16 protein-coding genes are annotated in these 14,499 nt (G+C 67.2%); 13 read left to right on the top strand and 3 right to left on the bottom strand.

Annotated elements, in window-relative coordinates:
• Positions 1-175: 175 nt before the first annotated feature.
• Positions 176-538: a cytoplasmic protein gene (locus BACI349Y_RS20185; RefSeq protein WP_159636239.1), complete on the bottom strand. Its 363-nt coding sequence runs from the start codon at positions 536-538 to the stop codon at positions 176-178.
• A gap of 67 nt (positions 539-605) precedes the next feature.
• On the opposite strand from BACI349Y_RS20185, the gene BACI349Y_RS20180 reads away from it, so the two are divergent.
• From BACI349Y_RS20180 to BACI349Y_RS20150, 7 genes are all read left to right on the top strand, one after another.
• The gene (locus BACI349Y_RS20180; RefSeq protein WP_159636236.1) at positions 606-1,211 is read left to right on the top strand and encodes a TetR/AcrR family transcriptional regulator; all 606 of its coding nucleotides are present in this window, start codon (positions 606-608) and stop codon (positions 1,209-1,211) included.
• A gap of 191 nt (positions 1,212-1,402) precedes the next feature.
• Positions 1,403-1,945 (top strand): alternate-type signal peptide domain-containing protein, encoded by a 543-nt coding sequence (locus BACI349Y_RS20175; RefSeq protein WP_159636233.1) that lies wholly within the window; start codon positions 1,403-1,405, stop codon positions 1,943-1,945.
• Between the two features lie 72 nt (positions 1,946-2,017).
• A complete protein-coding gene (locus tag BACI349Y_RS20170) occupies positions 2,018-2,629 on the top strand; it encodes a hypothetical protein (RefSeq protein WP_159636230.1) in 612 nt (203 codons plus the stop codon).
• Positions 2,619-3,263 (top strand): signal peptidase I, encoded by a 645-nt coding sequence (locus tag BACI349Y_RS20165; protein WP_159636227.1) that lies wholly within the window; start codon positions 2,619-2,621, stop codon positions 3,261-3,263. The genes BACI349Y_RS20170 and BACI349Y_RS20165 overlap by 11 nt, the downstream gene beginning before the upstream one ends.
• Complete coding sequence (locus tag BACI349Y_RS20160) at positions 3,264-3,752, top strand: hypothetical protein (RefSeq protein ID WP_159636224.1); 489 nt, start codon at positions 3,264-3,266, stop codon at positions 3,750-3,752.
• A gap of 244 nt (positions 3,753-3,996) precedes the next feature.
• Positions 3,997-4,374, top strand: coding sequence for a VOC family protein (locus BACI349Y_RS20155; RefSeq protein WP_159636221.1), 378 nt, complete (start codon positions 3,997-3,999; stop codon positions 4,372-4,374).
• A gap of 381 nt (positions 4,375-4,755) precedes the next feature.
• Positions 4,756-5,082: a hypothetical protein gene (locus BACI349Y_RS20150; RefSeq protein WP_159636218.1), complete on the top strand. Its 327-nt coding sequence runs from the start codon at positions 4,756-4,758 to the stop codon at positions 5,080-5,082.
• 40 nt (positions 5,083-5,122) lie between these two features.
• Here BACI349Y_RS20150 and BACI349Y_RS20145 read toward each other — a convergent pair whose 3' ends face one another.
• Both BACI349Y_RS20145 and BACI349Y_RS20140 read right to left on the bottom strand, forming a co-directional pair.
• Positions 5,123-6,028 carry a phosphatase PAP2 family protein gene (locus BACI349Y_RS20145; protein ID WP_159636215.1) on the bottom strand — a complete coding sequence of 302 codons (906 nt, stop codon included), beginning with the start codon at positions 6,026-6,028 and terminating at the stop codon, positions 5,123-5,125.
• Between the two features lie 36 nt (positions 6,029-6,064).
• Complete coding sequence (locus tag BACI349Y_RS20140) at positions 6,065-7,249, bottom strand: MFS transporter (protein ID WP_159636212.1); 1,185 nt, start codon at positions 7,247-7,249, stop codon at positions 6,065-6,067.
• A 53-nt stretch (positions 7,250-7,302) separates the two neighbouring features.
• Here BACI349Y_RS20140 and BACI349Y_RS20135 point away from each other — a divergent pair, with 53 nt between their 5' ends.
• The 6 genes from BACI349Y_RS20135 (at position 7,303) to BACI349Y_RS20465 (ending at position 14,451) form a co-directional block, all read left to right on the top strand.
• Entirely contained in the window at positions 7,303-8,292 is a 990-nt protein-coding gene (locus BACI349Y_RS20135; RefSeq protein ID WP_159636209.1) for an ABC transporter ATP-binding protein, read from the top strand.
• Between the two features lies 1 nt (position 8,293).
• Positions 8,294-9,916 (top strand): ABC transporter permease, encoded by a 1,623-nt coding sequence (locus BACI349Y_RS20130; protein WP_236561151.1) that lies wholly within the window; start codon positions 8,294-8,296, stop codon positions 9,914-9,916.
• The gene (locus BACI349Y_RS20125; RefSeq protein ID WP_159636206.1) at positions 9,913-10,419 is read left to right on the top strand and encodes a GbsR/MarR family transcriptional regulator; all 507 of its coding nucleotides are present in this window, start codon (positions 9,913-9,915) and stop codon (positions 10,417-10,419) included. Before BACI349Y_RS20130 ends, BACI349Y_RS20125 begins: the two co-directional genes overlap by 4 nt.
• Positions 10,416-11,432, top strand: a complete 1,017-nt coding sequence (corA, locus tag BACI349Y_RS20120; protein WP_159636203.1) for a magnesium/cobalt transporter CorA — start codon at positions 10,416-10,418, stop codon at positions 11,430-11,432. Before BACI349Y_RS20125 ends, corA begins: the two co-directional genes overlap by 4 nt.
• A 112-nt stretch (positions 11,433-11,544) precedes the next feature.
• Complete coding sequence (locus BACI349Y_RS20115; RefSeq protein WP_159636200.1) at positions 11,545-12,897, top strand: Nramp family divalent metal transporter; 1,353 nt, start codon at positions 11,545-11,547, stop codon at positions 12,895-12,897.
• Positions 12,898-12,990: 93 nt separating this feature from the next.
• Entirely contained in the window at positions 12,991-14,451 is a 1,461-nt protein-coding gene (locus BACI349Y_RS20465) for an aminotransferase class I/II-fold pyridoxal phosphate-dependent enzyme (RefSeq protein ID WP_159636197.1), read from the top strand.
• The last annotated feature ends 48 nt before the right edge of the window (positions 14,452-14,499 follow it).

The raw sequence follows: 14,499 nt of genomic DNA, 5'->3' as shown, positions 1-14,499 counted from the left end.
AAGGACGCGCTCGATAATGATCCGCCTACCGTTCGGAGTCAGGCGGGCATTACGGTGGGACATGAAGACCTCTTAGTCGTTGGCTGTGTGTGGTAACCACCAACCTAAGAGGTCTTCACCTATTCACAATGTAACCAACGTCCTGACTCAGTACACCTAGGGGGCTGCCCGACGACTAGGATTCAGCAGGACCAAGGCGGCCTGTGTGGGCGGCCTGCTCATCCACGCCTGGGTTCTCCCGACGGGGTTCCTTCAGTTCGATAAAGAGGCAGTGGGTCGGGGAAGAGCCGGTGTTCGTGCCGGAATGTTCCTGCGCGTCCAGCCAGCGTGCCTGCCCCGCCTGCAGCTCGACGTCCGCTTCACGGTCCCCTGACCGGAGGCGGCGGGCGAAGGAACTGAGTGTGACCATCACGCTGTCCGGGTGGGAATGGGTGCCGGTGGTGTCTCCAGGACCGTCGCTGTACTCGAGGACGCGGACCCGGTCGTTTTCGAAGACGAGTCGGTAGTGCTGCGGATTCACTGCAATGGGATCGGCCACGGGAACCCCTAGGTGAGTTATTTGTGGGACATCCGTACCATAACGGTACGTCTGTATCATAAGTCCTGTGTCCGTACGCCACAATGAAAAATATCTGGAGACCGGCAGGACCCGGCAGAAGTCGCGCACCCGGGAAGAACTGGTGTCCTCGCTCCGGGACCTCTTGAAGGACGGGCAGGATCCGTCGGTTGCCGAAGTCGCCGCCATCGCCGGGATTTCGCGGACGACTGCCTACCGGTACTTCCCGGACAAGGAAGCCCTCCTGCACGCGGCCCTCCCAGAGACTGGGTTGGCGTCGCTGCTTGGCGAGGAGTCGCCGTCGGACGTCCGTGCCCGCCTGGTGCGCACCCTGGACGCGCACTTCGAGTTCATCCGGGCCTGGGAACCGCAGTTGCGGGCATCGCTGCGGCTGTCCCTTACCCCGGGGACCGCCCGCCCCACTCTTCGCGGAGGCCGCGCTGTGGGCTGGTACCGCGACGCCCTGTCTCCGCTGGAAGCCGCCGGATCCGGGATCGACATCGCCGCCCTTGCCGTGCGGCTCCGTGCGGTTGCCGGGATTGAACCCTACGTCTGGCTGCGGGATGTGGCGGGTCTCCCGCCGGACCAGGCGTTCAGTGCCATGCGTGCCAACGCCCTGGACATTCTTGACGCCGAGATGGGCCGGCAACAGTAGCTGCCGCGGTGCCCCGGCAGGCGAGGCCCCAAGATGGCCATTTGCGATAGAAGCGCAGGTCAGACGCCGGTTGAACTTTCAAATAACTTGAGCTTTTGTTGATGTTTTTCCTCCCCGCTTCCTGAGGTTGGCCCGGCAAAGTGGTCCTCAGTTAGACCACCGCACGCCAACCAAGTCTGAGGGGACACATCATGAAGAACAGCACTCTGATCAAGGGCACCGCTGCCATCGCCGTGGGCGCTGCACTGCTGCTGGGCGGCGGCGGAACCCTGGCCGCATGGAACGACCAGGCAACCGCGGCTCCCGGGAACATCGTCTCAGGCGACCTGAAGGTTGGGTTGAACAGCGCTCCGGGCGTCTGGACCGACCGGGCCGGCGTGGACATCACCGCCAAGATTAAGGACGGCTCGTACTTGGTAGTTCCCGGCGACCTGCTCACGTTCAAGCAGGATCTGGACGTCACGCTCACGGGAGCCAAAATGGCCGCGAACATCACCGCAAGCGGCGCGAATGCCACTAACGGATTCGTCGGGGACAGCGTCAATGTCTCTGCGCCGGTCCTCACTGTTGGCACTGATGCTGTGGCGAATCCTCTCACCACTTCGAAGAAGGTCACTGCGACTATCACGTTCGAATTCAAGTCGGGCACGAAGGACCGGGTTGACGTCAACAAGACCTACAACTTCAATAACGTCGAGTTCACCCTCTCCCAGGTGCTCCCTGCAGGCGCGTAGTCCATGGATGCGGGTGGCTCTACCGCCACCCGCATAAATGAGCAGGCGACAGGACCATAACCAGGAGGGACCATGCGCACCAAGCGCAGGCTGCAGGCGGCGGCACTGACCGCCCTGGCAGTGGTCCTGGGCCTGTTCACGGTGCAGGGAACCTATGCATTGTGGAGTGCGGCGGCGTCGGCCTCCCCGGGGATCATCACGTCCGCATCGTTCGATATGGCCCTCCAGGCGGTCAACACAGGTGCGACGACCAATATGACGCTTGCGGACGGGAAGACCTCGGCAAACCTGACCTTGTCTCCCGCGGGAACCTTGGGGCCGGGCACATCGGTTTACGGCGGCGTGGTGGTCACCAACAACACCAATGCCGGCGGCCAATTCAACGCCGCCATCACCGCAAGCCAACCGAGCGTGGCGAACCTCAACGGGGGAGCCCTTGCCACCTACATCATCGTCAACGCAAAGGTGGCAGCGTCACCCACCGAATGCAGCACCGCCACCGGCTACACGGCTATTGGTGCGGCCGGTCTCGTCTCGCCCACAGTCGCCAAGGCAGGGTCAACCGTCTTCTGTTTCCAGGTCAGCCTCGTGTCCGGCACTCCATCAACAGTGAAAGGACAAGCAGTGACAATCCAAACCACGCTCACCGCACGTCAGCTCTGCGGGGTACCCAGTGGCTGCTGACCTGACCGAACGCCTGCTTGGCGGCGCAGCCGAACCCTCAAAGCAGTGGACCGGGACTGCGGCAACCACGCCAGCAAGAGTAAGCAAACGCAAAGCCGCCTGGGCCGCCGTCGGACGCTTCTTGAGCATGGCCGCCATGCTGGTGGCGCTGTTCGCCGCCCTGGTCCTGGTTGTGGTGCCGGTGGCGACGGGTTCGCAGACCTACACGATCCTGACCAAGTCCATGGCGCAGAAGTATCCGCCCGGCACCTTCATGGTGATGAAGCCCGCGCCGTTCGATGAACTCAAATACGGCGACGTCATCACGTTCCAGCTGTACTCCGGCCGGCCGGAGGTGGAAACACACCGGATTGTGGGCTTCGGTTCCACCCAACAGGGCGAGAAGACGCTGATTACCAGGGGTGACAACAACGGCGCCAACGATCCCAATCCGGTGCGTGCCATCCAAATCAAAGGCAAGCTGTTCTATGCCGTCCCGTATGTGGGTTTCGTGGCCAACTTCCTGGGGAACTCCGACCGGGGAACGTGGACCGTTATCGCCGCCGTCGCCCTCATCGGCTACGGGGCCATCACGGTCTACAAGTCCGTCCGCAAGACCCGCAAGCGCGGTACCCCGGCTGCCGAGGCTGGGTAGATGGCACGGTTCCGGGACCTCCCAGGCGCGGCGCCCGCCGTCGGGGCCTTCGTGCTCACGGTGCTGCTGGGTGTTGGCGGCGCCTCGGCGTCGGCACTCTGGCAACAGGGCGCGACGGCGACGATGACGGTTACTGCCTCCGGAACCTGGCCGCCACCCGTGTTCAACACCCCCGTCTGCAGCAACGTTGACAACGCGAACAAGTACGTATCCCTGGCCTACTCGGGATTCTCCGAGGCTCCAACGAAACTCACCTTCTCGGCAGCCGGAACCAACGGGGTCTACGGGGCAACTTCGGACCTGGCTGGCCCGTTCGGTACTTCCGGGAGCGTATCGCTCTTTGGAGACTCCGCGATCTTCACCCAAATCACCACCACCCCGGCGACTGTCAGGATCGTGGCCACGTTCGCAGGCGGTGCCCAGGCCACCGCATACGTGAAGGTGAGCCTGGAGATCGGCACGGGAAACAAGAAGATCTACTGTGCCTGAGCTTTCCACCCGCCAGTTCGGCGGAAGAAGGTGCCGCTGCATCCCCCCATGCAGTGGCACCGTCTCCTGCCGAGCTGGCTATTTGAGTGTTTGGGGAGGGTCGCGGATGCATCTCCGCGTCGAGGGGACCGGGTGCGCCGGGGACGGAGATCGGGACGGGGGCCCGCGGAAGGTGTTGTGCCGCCGTCGTGCCATCCCCGTGTCCGTACGGCCGGTGGCGTGGGGCGATCCGTACACTGGCACCATGTCATGCCGAATCAGTGAACTGGTCCTGAACTGCGACGACCCGGAACTGCTTGCGCGGTTCTGGGGTGACGTCCTTGGTTATGTCGAGCTGGACAGGGAGGACGGGATGATTGAGATCGGTCCGGCTGACGCCGGGTTCGGCGGCCTGCAGCCCACCATCATCCTGAGCGCCAGCAGCAACCCGCGGGTGGGGCGGCTTCCCCTGCACATCGACGTCAACCCGGTGGACCGGGACCAGGACGCCGAACTGGAACGGCTGCTGGCCCTTGGTGCCCGGCCGGCCGACGTGGGGCAGACCGGGGACGAACAGTGGCACGTCCTGCAGGACCCCGAAGGCAACGAATTCTGCCTCCTGCGCAAGCGCCTCAGTTCCTGAAACGGGGTCGCCGCGCGCCTCAACGGAAAGGGCGGGGAGGGGAGTGCCGGGTGGCGCCCACTTCAAAACGCCGCCCTGGCACCTGCAACTATTCACCGCGCCGATCAAGTTGCGGCACTCCAATGCATCAAGGTTGCCGCAAGACTTCCCGGCAGGACGCTGGATCGTGCTAGCGCGGGGCGCCATCCTGAAGGCGTTCCTCGATAAAGAGCGATTTGCGTGAGCGCGGGACGAGGGCCGGGCATTGCCCGCCCAAACGGAGTCCCAGGCCCACCAATAACTTAGGGCCCATGACCCTTACGGGCCGGGCGCGGAACCGCTACATTGTTGCCACGCATGCGGGCGCTTCCCATCCGAGCCTGTTTGCCACTAGGGGGCGACGTGGAACTTTTCAGCGATAAACCCGCGCTTGCCGCGGCTGCCCTCACCCGGCTCGTCGCCGCAGATGCCCGGAGCCAGGGCATTCCTGCGGGCCGTCTCCAGGCCTACCTCAGCGACCTCGTGGTGCGCAACGGACCCAGCATCGTTGAGCAGCTGGCCATTGAACTGGCACGCCAGCACCTTGCCACGCTGGACCGGCTGGCCCGGGCCACCGGCAAACCCGCCGCACGCTACCTGGACGAACTGGAACTCGCCGCCGCCATGCAGGAAAGCATCGGCCGTGACAGTGCGCAGCTGGACACCACCGATCCCGGGGAGGGCACCTGAGAAGTGGACCGGTGGGGGAGGAAGCGCCCGGGTGAGGGGTTTACCGCCTGCGCGCCCCCTGCCGCCGTGCGGCGTACGCGAACAGCGACGTGGTGGCCACCGTGGCCAGGTATCCCGCGATGACGATCAGCGAGATGCCGGCCCAGAAGTAGTTGGTGGTGCTGGTTTCCTGCCACGGGCTGGGCGCAATCCGGATGAGTGAATACACGGCAACCCCGGCCGAACTCAGCCCGATCAGCACCGGCAGCATGAGCCAGATCCGGGCCGAGCCGAGGTGGTCGCCGAACCCGTCCCACTCGTTCCAGGACCCGCGCCGGAGGATCAGCCAGCCCGCCGGAATCATGAAGGCCCCCACCAGCAGGAACGCCGCCACCACGTCCGCGGGCCGGTGCCACTGGTTGATCAGGGTGGACACCCCGGACGCTATGGCGAAGGAGCCGCCAACGAAGCCGGCCATGGGTCGCCAGCGCGGCGACGCCATGAGGAACACCGCGGCGGCAGCGGACGCCGCCAGCGTGGTGTGGCCGGAAGGCAACGAGTTCAGTTCCAGGGTCAGCACGCCTTTGTCCGGGCGCGGCGGCAGCAGGTCCTTGAGCACCTGCGTCGCCACGTTCGCGCCAATGCACGCGGCCACGGCAATCCCGGCCTCCGCCCAGTGCCGCCGGATCACGGTGACAAACAGGACCACGACGGCGGCCATCACCAGGGAGATGGTGGGCAGCCAGTCAAGGAACTGGGTGGCGGCCTTGCCCGCGGGCCCGTGGATCTCCACCGCTTCCACCAGCGCGGACTCATCGATGAACTGGCCCGTGGTGGTCTGGACGAAGAAGTAATAGGTGGCAACCAGCCCGGCAATGCACGCCACCGTGGACAGCACAAACAGGAACGCCGAGCCCGGGGCAGGCCGTGCCGGAGTCCTGATGGAGAGTTGCCGTGAGGAAGTCATCGCGATTAAGGGTGACACAAAAAGCTGGAAGGCCGCTCAGGCGGTGGGCTTGACAGGGTCCACCCGCGGGACGGCGGCGGCGGCCACCAGCAGTGCCAACGCGCCCAGCCCGAACGGCAGGGCGGTGGCTGTGGCAATGGCGCCCACCAGCAGTGGTCCGCCGGCGTCGCCCAGTTCGCGCCCCAGCTCTGCCGAGCCCATGGTCCGGCCCATCCGCTCCGGCGGCGTGGTGTCCGCCAGGTGCGCGAACCCCAGCGGGGTGGCCACGCCGATGCCCGAGCCAATCAGTGCAGCCGCAAGGAAGATGGTGACCACGCCCGGGGCGGCCGCCACCAAAGCGATGCCCGCGGCAATCAGCAGCAGGCCCGTCGTCGTGCCCTTGTTGTCGCTGACGGCGTGCCGGTCCCGCAGCCTGCCGATCCACGGCTGGGTGAGCACCGAGCCCAGTGCCACCACGCTCACGGCCGCCGTGCCGGCGAAGGCGTCCAGGCCGTGGCGGGTGGCCAGCGCGGGGAGGAAGCCGACGGCGGCACCCAGGGCACCCGTCGAGGCGGCAAGCACCAGCGTGGGGACCAGGAAACGGCGCTCGCCCACCTGCCGGGCCAGGTCCATCACGGTGTACCGCTTGCGCGGCAGCGGCGCCAGATGCGGCACCGACACCAGCACCCAGACGGCCGTGGCCGCCGCCAGCGCTGACAGCGTGCCGAACAGCAGGGGAAACCCGCTGGCCAGGATCAGGCCGGCGCCCAGCGGCGGGCCAATGATGTAGCCAAGGCTCTTCCAGGACCCGTACCGGCCAAAGTAGGTCCCGGCCTTTCCGCCGCGGGCCATCCTTGCCACCATGGCGGATGACGACGGCGAGAAGGCCGACGCCGCGGCCCCCTGTCCCAGCCGGGCCAGGGCCAGGATGAACGGGTCGGCGGCGCCGAGGCCAATCAGCGACAGTGCCGCGAAGGCGAACAGGCCGCCGACGATGACAGGTTTGGCGCCGATGCGGTCGCTGAGGGCGCCGAAGACCGGCTTGAGGAACACCTCCGCCACGTCGTAAAGGGCCAGCAGGATGCCGAGGTTCAGCAGGGTCAGGCCGATGTTTTCGCTCTGCGCGCCCAGCCCCGCCGCGATGCTGTGGGCGCCGAAAGCCGTGACGAAGCCCGCCGCATACAGCGGTGCCGTCGACGAGCGGGTGGCCTGCGCGCCTGGCACGGATCTGTCGGGGGTCATAGCTGGGACTTTAGTACCTTCACAAAGTTGTGAAAACTTCTAAGACTTGGACCATGAACACCGTTGTCCAAACAGTGGGGTTGCACAAACACTTCGGCCACGTCAGGGCCCTCGACGGGCTGGACCTGGAAGTCCAGCGCGGGGAGATCCACGGATTCCTTGGCCCGAACGGCGCGGGAAAGTCCACCACACTGCGCGTCCTCCTGGGCCTGGCCCGGGCAACCTCCGGCTCTGCCACCGTCCTGGGATACGAGCCCTGGACCCAGGCCGTGGAACTGCACCGCGGCCTGGCCTACGTGCCCGGCGACGTCCGGCTCTGGCCCAACCTCTCCGGCGGTGAAACCATCGACCTGCTCTCGCGGCTGCGCGGCGGCGCGGCGGACGGTGCCGCGTACCGACGGCGGAAGGACCACCTGTGCCAGGTGTTCGACTTTGATCCGGCGAAGAAGGGCCGCGCCTACTCCAAGGGCAACCGGCAGAAGGTTGCGCTGATCGCCGCCCTCGCCACCGAAGCCGAGCTCTACCTGCTGGACGAGCCCACCAGCGGCCTTGACCCGCTCATGGAGGAAGTGTTCCGCCGGGAGCTGCTCGCCGCCGTCGACCGCGGGGCCACCGTGCTGCTGTCCAGCCACATCCTCTCCGAGGTGGAGGTGCTGTGCCAGCGCGTGAGCATCATCCGGGCAGGCAGGATTGTCGACGGCGGCACGCTGGACTCGCTGCGGCACCTCACCAGGTCGGAAGTTTCCTTCGCCGCGGACGGGCTGGACCCGGAGGCCCTGGCCCGGCTGGGTGCGGTGCATGACCTGGCGCTCGACGCCGGGCGGGTCCGGTTCAGCGCGGACTCGGACCGGATCGCAGAGGTGCTTCCCGCCCTGGGCGCCCTGGGCGTGCAAGGTTTGACGATCGTCCCGCCGTCCCTGGAAGAGCTCTTCCTGCGGCACTACGGGGATACCTCGCTGGGCGCTGAAACCGGGGCCGAAACGCCTTCCGAATCCACCCACGGCTCCCGGCGGCACCTGCTGGGCGCGAGGGGGCGGAGCTGACATGGGCGTCCTCCTGGTCCTCTGGGGCCAGCGGATCCGCCGGGACCGCTGGCAGCTGCTGAGCTGGGTGGTGGCCATCGGTGCGTTTGCCATGTTCGCGGCCGCCGCCGTCACCCAGACCTACGGCAACGTGGCGAGCCGGACCGAGATCCTGCAGGTGGCCATTGCCACGCCCGCCATCCTGATGCTGCGCGGCCTGCCCCGGGGCGCAGACCAGGGCGCCTTCACGTTCTTCCTGATCTACGCGTTCATCGCCCTGCTGGCAGGCCTGATGAGCACCTTCCTGGCGGTACGCCACTCCCGGGCCGACGAGGAAAGCGGCGGCGCGGAAATGGTGGCCGCCACACCTGCCGGACGGCTGCTGCCCAACACCGCCACCCTGCTGCACGGCATCACGGCCAACATCCTGGTGGCGCTCGCAGTCTTTGCCGGGTTCATGTCGCAGGGCCTGGAGCCCCAGGGTTCCCTGCTCGCCGGCGCCGCGACGGGCGCCGTCGGCCTCGCTTTCCTGGGCGTGGGGCTGCTGGTGGCCCAGTTCATGGGGACCTCACGCGGAGCGAACGGCGTCTCCGCCGCGCTGGTGGTCCTGGCCTACGTCCTGCGCGGGATCGGGGACGCCACGGGGACGCCCGGCGCCGGCGGGACCACGATGACCGAAGGGGCGGCCAGCTGGTTCTCACCCATCGGCTGGGGCCAGCAGACCTTTGCGTACTCGGGCAACCGTGGCTGGCCGTTGCTGCTGCCGGTGGGGCTGGGCGCAGGCTGCCTCGCGGGGGCGTGGCTCCTCTTGGGCACGCGCGACAGCGGGGCCAGCGTCTGGGAAGCGCTGCCGGGACGGGCAGCCGCCCGGCGGGGCCTGAGCGGTCCCGTGGCCCTTGCCCTGCGGCTGCAGGCGGGATCCATCATCGGTTGGGGCTTCAGCGGCCTGGCCCTGGGCCTGCTGGCGGGGTCGCTCGGAAAGGCGATTGCCGCCGTCGACACCCCGGACACCAACATCACGGCGATGCTGCGCGCGATGCTCCAGTCGCAGGGAACCTCACTCACCCAGCTCATGGTGTCGGTGCTGTTCTCCATGGCCGGGGTCCTGGCTGCCGCGTGCGCCCTGCAGGCGGTGATCAGGCTGCGGCAGGAGGAAGCGGCAGGGACCGCTGAACTCCTGCTGTCCGCCCCGGTGGGACGGGTCCGGTGGCTGGCCGGCTACCTGCTGCTCGGCGGGGCTGCCGTGGTGCTGGTGGTGGGCCTGGCCGGAGTGGGCGCGTGGGCCACTCTCACCGGCACCGGCGATGAATCCATGCCTGCCGACGCCCTCTGGCAGACCGCCGCCGCCCAGCTGCCGGCGGCACTGATCTACCTGTCGGTTCCGGCACTGGTGTTTGTCCTGTGGCCCGCCGCCACCATCGCCGCCAGCTGGGCCTTGCTGGCCCTTGGGGTGATGCTGGGAATCTTCGGGGCCATGCTGGGCATTGACCAAAGCCTGCGCGACCTCTCGCCGTTCGCCCACACACCAGTGCCCCGCGGCGACGCGACGGACTGGAGCGGAGCATGGTGGATGCTGTTGATTTCCGCCATTGCCGCCGCGCTGGCCGTTGCGGTGATGCGGCGGCGGGAGGTGGGTTCGGCATGAGCGCCGGCCCTGAGGTGGCGGCTGCCAGGGACACGCTGGCCACCGCGGCGTCCACCGCCGCCGCGGCCGAACGGACTGCGGCCGCGTTCGCCGCAGCAGGGTTCCCCAAGATGCCCGCCAGGACGCTGCTGGCGCTGGTGTCCTCCGAACAGGGGAGCCTCACGGCCGCCGAACTCGCGGACCGGCTGGGCGCCAGCGCCGCCGCGGTGTCCGGCGCCGTCCGGTACCTGCAGACCGTGGGCTTTGTGCACCGGATCTCGCAGCCCGGCAGCCGCCGCGACCTCTATGCCCTGCACGAGGACGAGTGGTACGTGGTGTCCATGCGCAACAGTCCCGTCTACGAGAAGCTGGCGGCACTGACCGATGCGACGGCGGAAACACTCCCGGAGGGCTCCCCGGCACGCACCAGGGTGGCGGAGATGGCCAGGTTCTACCGCTTCCTGAAAGCGCGGATGCCGGCACTTTTGGACGAATGGGAGCGCGAGCGGGAGGGGGAGCGGTGACCATCATCGACAACGCCGTCTACGTGAACGGGCTGCGCACCGAGGACCCGGAAGACCTTGACGAGACGTACTTCCTGCTCCGCCAGCGCGAGGGGATGGCGTGGATCGGCCTCTACCGGCCGGACGCGGAAGAACTGCAGTCCGTGGGCGAGGAATTCGACCTCAACGCCCTGGCCATCGAGGACGCGCTCGCCGGCCACCAGCGGGCCAAGCTGGAGCATTACGGGGAGTGCTTGTTCCTGGTCCTCCGGCCGGCCCGGTACCGGGATGACGTCGAGAAGGTGGACTTCGGCGAGATCCACGTCTTTGTCGGCGATGAGTATGTGGTCACCGTCCGGCATGCCGAGTCGCCGGACCTGGCCAAGGTCCGCCGGCGCATGGAGGCCATGCCGGAGTTCCTGGCTCTGGGACCCGATGCCGTGCTGTACGGCATCCTGGACCAGGTGGTGGACGAATACGAGCCCGTGGTGGCCGGTCTGGAAAACGACATTGACGAAATCGAGGACGACCTCTTCGGCGCAGACCCCGATGTGTCCCGCAGGATCTACGAGTTGTCCCGCCAGGTCATCACCTTCCAGCGGGCCACGAGTCCCCTCGCGGGAATCCTGCAGGCTCTCATGGCCGGAACCCCGGACCGCGACCAGGCCACAGAACTCAGGGACCATTACCGGGACGTCCTGGACCACGTCATCCGGCTCAACGAACGGGTGGCTTCGTTCCGCGCCTTGCTCCAGAACGCGCTCGCCGTCAACGCCGCCCTGGTGGCGCAGCGGCAAAATGACGAGATGCAGCGCATGACCGAGTCCAGCTTTGAACAGAACGAACAGGTCAAGCGCATCTCCTCCTGGGCCGCCATCCTGTTCGCCCCCACCCTGGTGGCATCCATCTACGGCATGAATTTTGCCAACATGCCCGAGCTGGCCTGGACCTACGGCTACCCGTATGCGCTGGGCCTGATGGTGGCCATGGGCCTGGTCCTCTACCTGGCGTTCAAGCACAACAAATGGATCTGAGCCGCCTTTCCTGGAACGGTCTTCCCAGATTCATGCCCTACCATGGGCTACGAATCCTAAGCTTGCTTAGTAGTGGGGGGCTTGGCAGCCGATCGCGAGCGGAGAAGACCGGATGAGCAAGGCCGAAACCACCGTGCCACCCCACGTTGAGGGCACGGCCCCTGGCGCACCACACAGGTCCCTCCTGCGCCGTTTCAGTTCACTCCTCGGCCCCGGCCTGGTGACCGGTGCCGCGGACGATGACCCATCGGGCATTGCCACCTATGCAAAGGCCAGCGCCACCTTCTCCAACGGCATGCTGTGGACCGCGCCGGTGGTCCTGCCCATGATGATGGCGGTCCAGGAGATCTGCGACCGGACCGCGCTGGCTACCGGCGAAAGCCTGGGCAGGCTGGCCCGGCGCAAGTTCACCCGCCGCCCGCGGGTGGTGATCGCCGTGCTCATCATCGCCCTGCTGGTGGGCAACATCCTCAATGCCGCAGCGGACCTCATGGCAATCGGACAGGGCATGCAAATGCTTGGTGCCGGCCCTGACCACCTCTGGAGTGCTGTGGCGGGAATCGGGATTGCCGTGGCGCTCATCAGCGGTTCGTTTGCTTTCATTGCGAGGGTCTTCAAATGGCTTTGCCTCACCCTGCTGGCGTACGTCGCGGTGCTGTTCGTGGCCAACGTGGATTGGCCCGACGTCCTTGAAGGCATGCTGGGCATGAAGTTCAGTTTCGCCCCTGAATACCTTGGCCTGGTGGTCGCCGTGCTGGGCACCACCATCTCGCCGTACCTGTTCTTCTGGCAGAGCGCCCACCGGGTCCAGGAACTGCGGGCCGAGGACCACGGCGGTGACGAGGCCGTGGGCCTGAAGGACCGGCCCGATGCTGCCGCCGCCGCCCACACCCTCCGGAAGGCCCGGGCCGACGTCTTCATCGGCATGGTCTTCTCGGTCCTGGTGATGTTCTCCATCATGGCGGCCACGGCAGCAACCCTGGGCAGGGACGGCACCGAGGTCAATACGGCAGCCGACGTGGCCAAGGCGCTGGACCCTGTTGTGGGGCCGGCCGCCACCGTCCTGTTCGCCGCCGGTTTCATCGGCACCGGCATCCTCGGCGTTCCGGTACTCGCAGCCTCCGGGGCAGCGGGGCTGGCCGGCCTGCTCGGCAGGGATTGGGGCCTGGACCTCAGCCCGCGGCGCGCCCCCTTGTTCTACACGCTGCTGGGGGTGGGCATTGTGGCCGGCGTCCTCATCAGCTTCTTCTCCTCCGACCCCATCGGACTCCTGGTCTTCAGCGCCACCGTCAACGGCATTGCCGCCGCCCCGTTCCTGGTGGTCACCATGCTGATCTCACGGGACAAAGCCATCATGGGCGAGTACCGCAACGGCAGGCTCGCAGCCACGCTGGGCTGGTTCACCGCCGCAGTCATGGTGGTGGCAGGCGCCGTGGGCGTCTGGACGACCCTCACCGGAGCGTAGCCCGGCCGCCGCACGGTACTGCCGCCGTCGTACGCGCCCCTTTGAAACCCGTACCGCGACCCTACTGACCGATCCAACGGAAGGAACAACAGCATGGACCACAACGAAGCGCCGTTGCTGGACGCACTGGACAGCTATCACAAGTTGGACCGCTACGGCTTCACCCCGCCCGGCCACCGGCAGGGCCGCGGCGCGGATCCCCGCGTCCGGGACATCCTCGGGGCCGACACCTTCCGCGCGGACGTCCTCGCCTCGGCAGGGCTGGACGACCGCTCCTCTTCCGGCGGATACCTGAAGAAGGCAGAGCAGCTGATGGCTGATGCCGTGGGCGCCGACCAGGCCTTCTTCTCCACCTGCGGCAGCTCGTTGTCCGTAAAGGCAGCCGTCATTGCCGTGGCCGCCGGCAAAGGTGATTTGCTGGTCAGCCGCGATGCCCACAAATCCATCACGGCCGGACTGGTGTTCTCCGGCATCCAGCCGCGCTGGATCCGGCCGCGCTGGGACCCCAACCTGCATATCGCCCACCCGCCGTCACCCGCGGATGTGGAGGAGATGTGGGAACGCTACCCGGATGCGGCCGGCGCCCTGATCGTCAGCCCCACACCCTACGGCACCTGCGCGGACATCGCCGCCATCGCGAAGATCTGCCACGACCGCGGGAAGCCCCTGATCGTTGATGAGGCCTGGGGTGCACACCTGCCGTTCCACGCGGACCTGCCCACCTGGGCAATGAGCGCCGGAGCCGACGTCTGCGTGGTGTCGGTGCACAAGATGGGCGCCGGTTTTGAGCAGGGTTCCGTCTACCACGTCCAGGGGGACCTGGTGGACGCCGCGCACCTGTCCCAGTGCGCGGACCTGCTGATGACCACCAGCCCCAACGCCATCCTGTACTCGGCCATCGACGGCTGGCGCCGCCAGATGGTCCAGCACGGAACCGAACTCCTTGGCAACGCCCTGGGCCTGGCCAGGAGGCTGCGCAGCGACATCGACGCGCTCCCCGGGATCCATGTGCTCGAGGACGAGCTCCTCGCCGAGGAATCCTCGCACGACCTGGACCGGCTGCAGATCCTCATGGACCTTTCGGGACTGGGGATCAGCGGCTACCAGGCGGCGGACTGGCTGCGGGAAAACTGCCGGATCGACATGGGGCTCAGCGACCACCGCCGCATCATGGCCACCATGTCCATGGCCGACGACGACGCCTCGGCGGAGCGGCTGCTGGGGGCGTTGCGGGCCCTTATCGACGCCGCCCCGTCACTTCCGGCCCCGCCGGAGGTTTCCGTGCCCTCGCCGTCGGACCTGGAACTGGAAACGGTTGCCCTTCCCCGGGACGCCTTCTTCGGTCCCCGCGAGGATGTGCCCGCCCGGGAAGCTGTGGGACGGGTCGCTGCCGAGCAGATCACGCCCTACCCGCCCGGCATCCCGGTGGTTGTTCCGGGCGAAAGGATCAACGAAGCCGTCATTGAGTACCTGGAATCGGGGCTAAAGGCCGGGATGGTCCTGCCCGATCCCGCCGACCCGTCGCTGGGCACCATCCGGGTGGTGCGGGAGTGACCAGGCCGTACCCGGCCTGCGGCGTACAGTAAACGGCATGCCCAACCC

It is taken from the genome of Arthrobacter sp. 8AJ (assembly GCF_902506025.1).
In the GTDB taxonomy this organism is placed as follows: domain Bacteria; phylum Actinomycetota; class Actinomycetes; order Actinomycetales; family Micrococcaceae; genus Arthrobacter.
Note: the sequence above shows the minus strand (reverse complement) of the source record. Positions and strands in the feature narration are given on the sequence as shown.

Bases quoted from the DNA above. Each gene is read 5' to 3' on its own strand.
- BACI349Y_RS20145 (WP_159636215.1), bottom strand. From the start codon at position 6,028: ATGACTTCCTCACGGCAACTCTCCATCAGGACTCCGGCACGGCCTGCC.
- BACI349Y_RS20175 (WP_159636233.1), top strand. From the start codon at position 1,403: ATGAAGAACAGCACTCTGATCAAGGGCACCGCTGCCATCGCCGTGGGC.
- BACI349Y_RS20130 (WP_236561151.1), top strand. From the start codon at position 8,294: ATGGGCGTCCTCCTGGTCCTCTGGGGCCAGCGGATCCGCCGGGACCGC.
- BACI349Y_RS20160 (WP_159636224.1), top strand. From the start codon at position 3,264: ATGGCACGGTTCCGGGACCTCCCAGGCGCGGCGCCCGCCGTCGGGGCC.
- BACI349Y_RS20135 (WP_159636209.1), top strand. From the start codon at position 7,303: ATGAACACCGTTGTCCAAACAGTGGGGTTGCACAAACACTTCGGCCAC.
- BACI349Y_RS20125 (WP_159636206.1), top strand. From the start codon at position 9,913: ATGAGCGCCGGCCCTGAGGTGGCGGCTGCCAGGGACACGCTGGCCACC.
- BACI349Y_RS20465 (WP_159636197.1), top strand. From the start codon at position 12,991: ATGGACCACAACGAAGCGCCGTTGCTGGACGCACTGGACAGCTATCAC.
- BACI349Y_RS20115 (WP_159636200.1), top strand. From the start codon at position 11,545: ATGAGCAAGGCCGAAACCACCGTGCCACCCCACGTTGAGGGCACGGCC.
- BACI349Y_RS20170 (WP_159636230.1), top strand. From the start codon at position 2,018: ATGCGCACCAAGCGCAGGCTGCAGGCGGCGGCACTGACCGCCCTGGCA.
- BACI349Y_RS20140 (WP_159636212.1), bottom strand. From the start codon at position 7,249: ATGACCCCCGACAGATCCGTGCCAGGCGCGCAGGCCACCCGCTCGTCG.
- BACI349Y_RS20155 (WP_159636221.1), top strand. From the start codon at position 3,997: ATGTCATGCCGAATCAGTGAACTGGTCCTGAACTGCGACGACCCGGAA.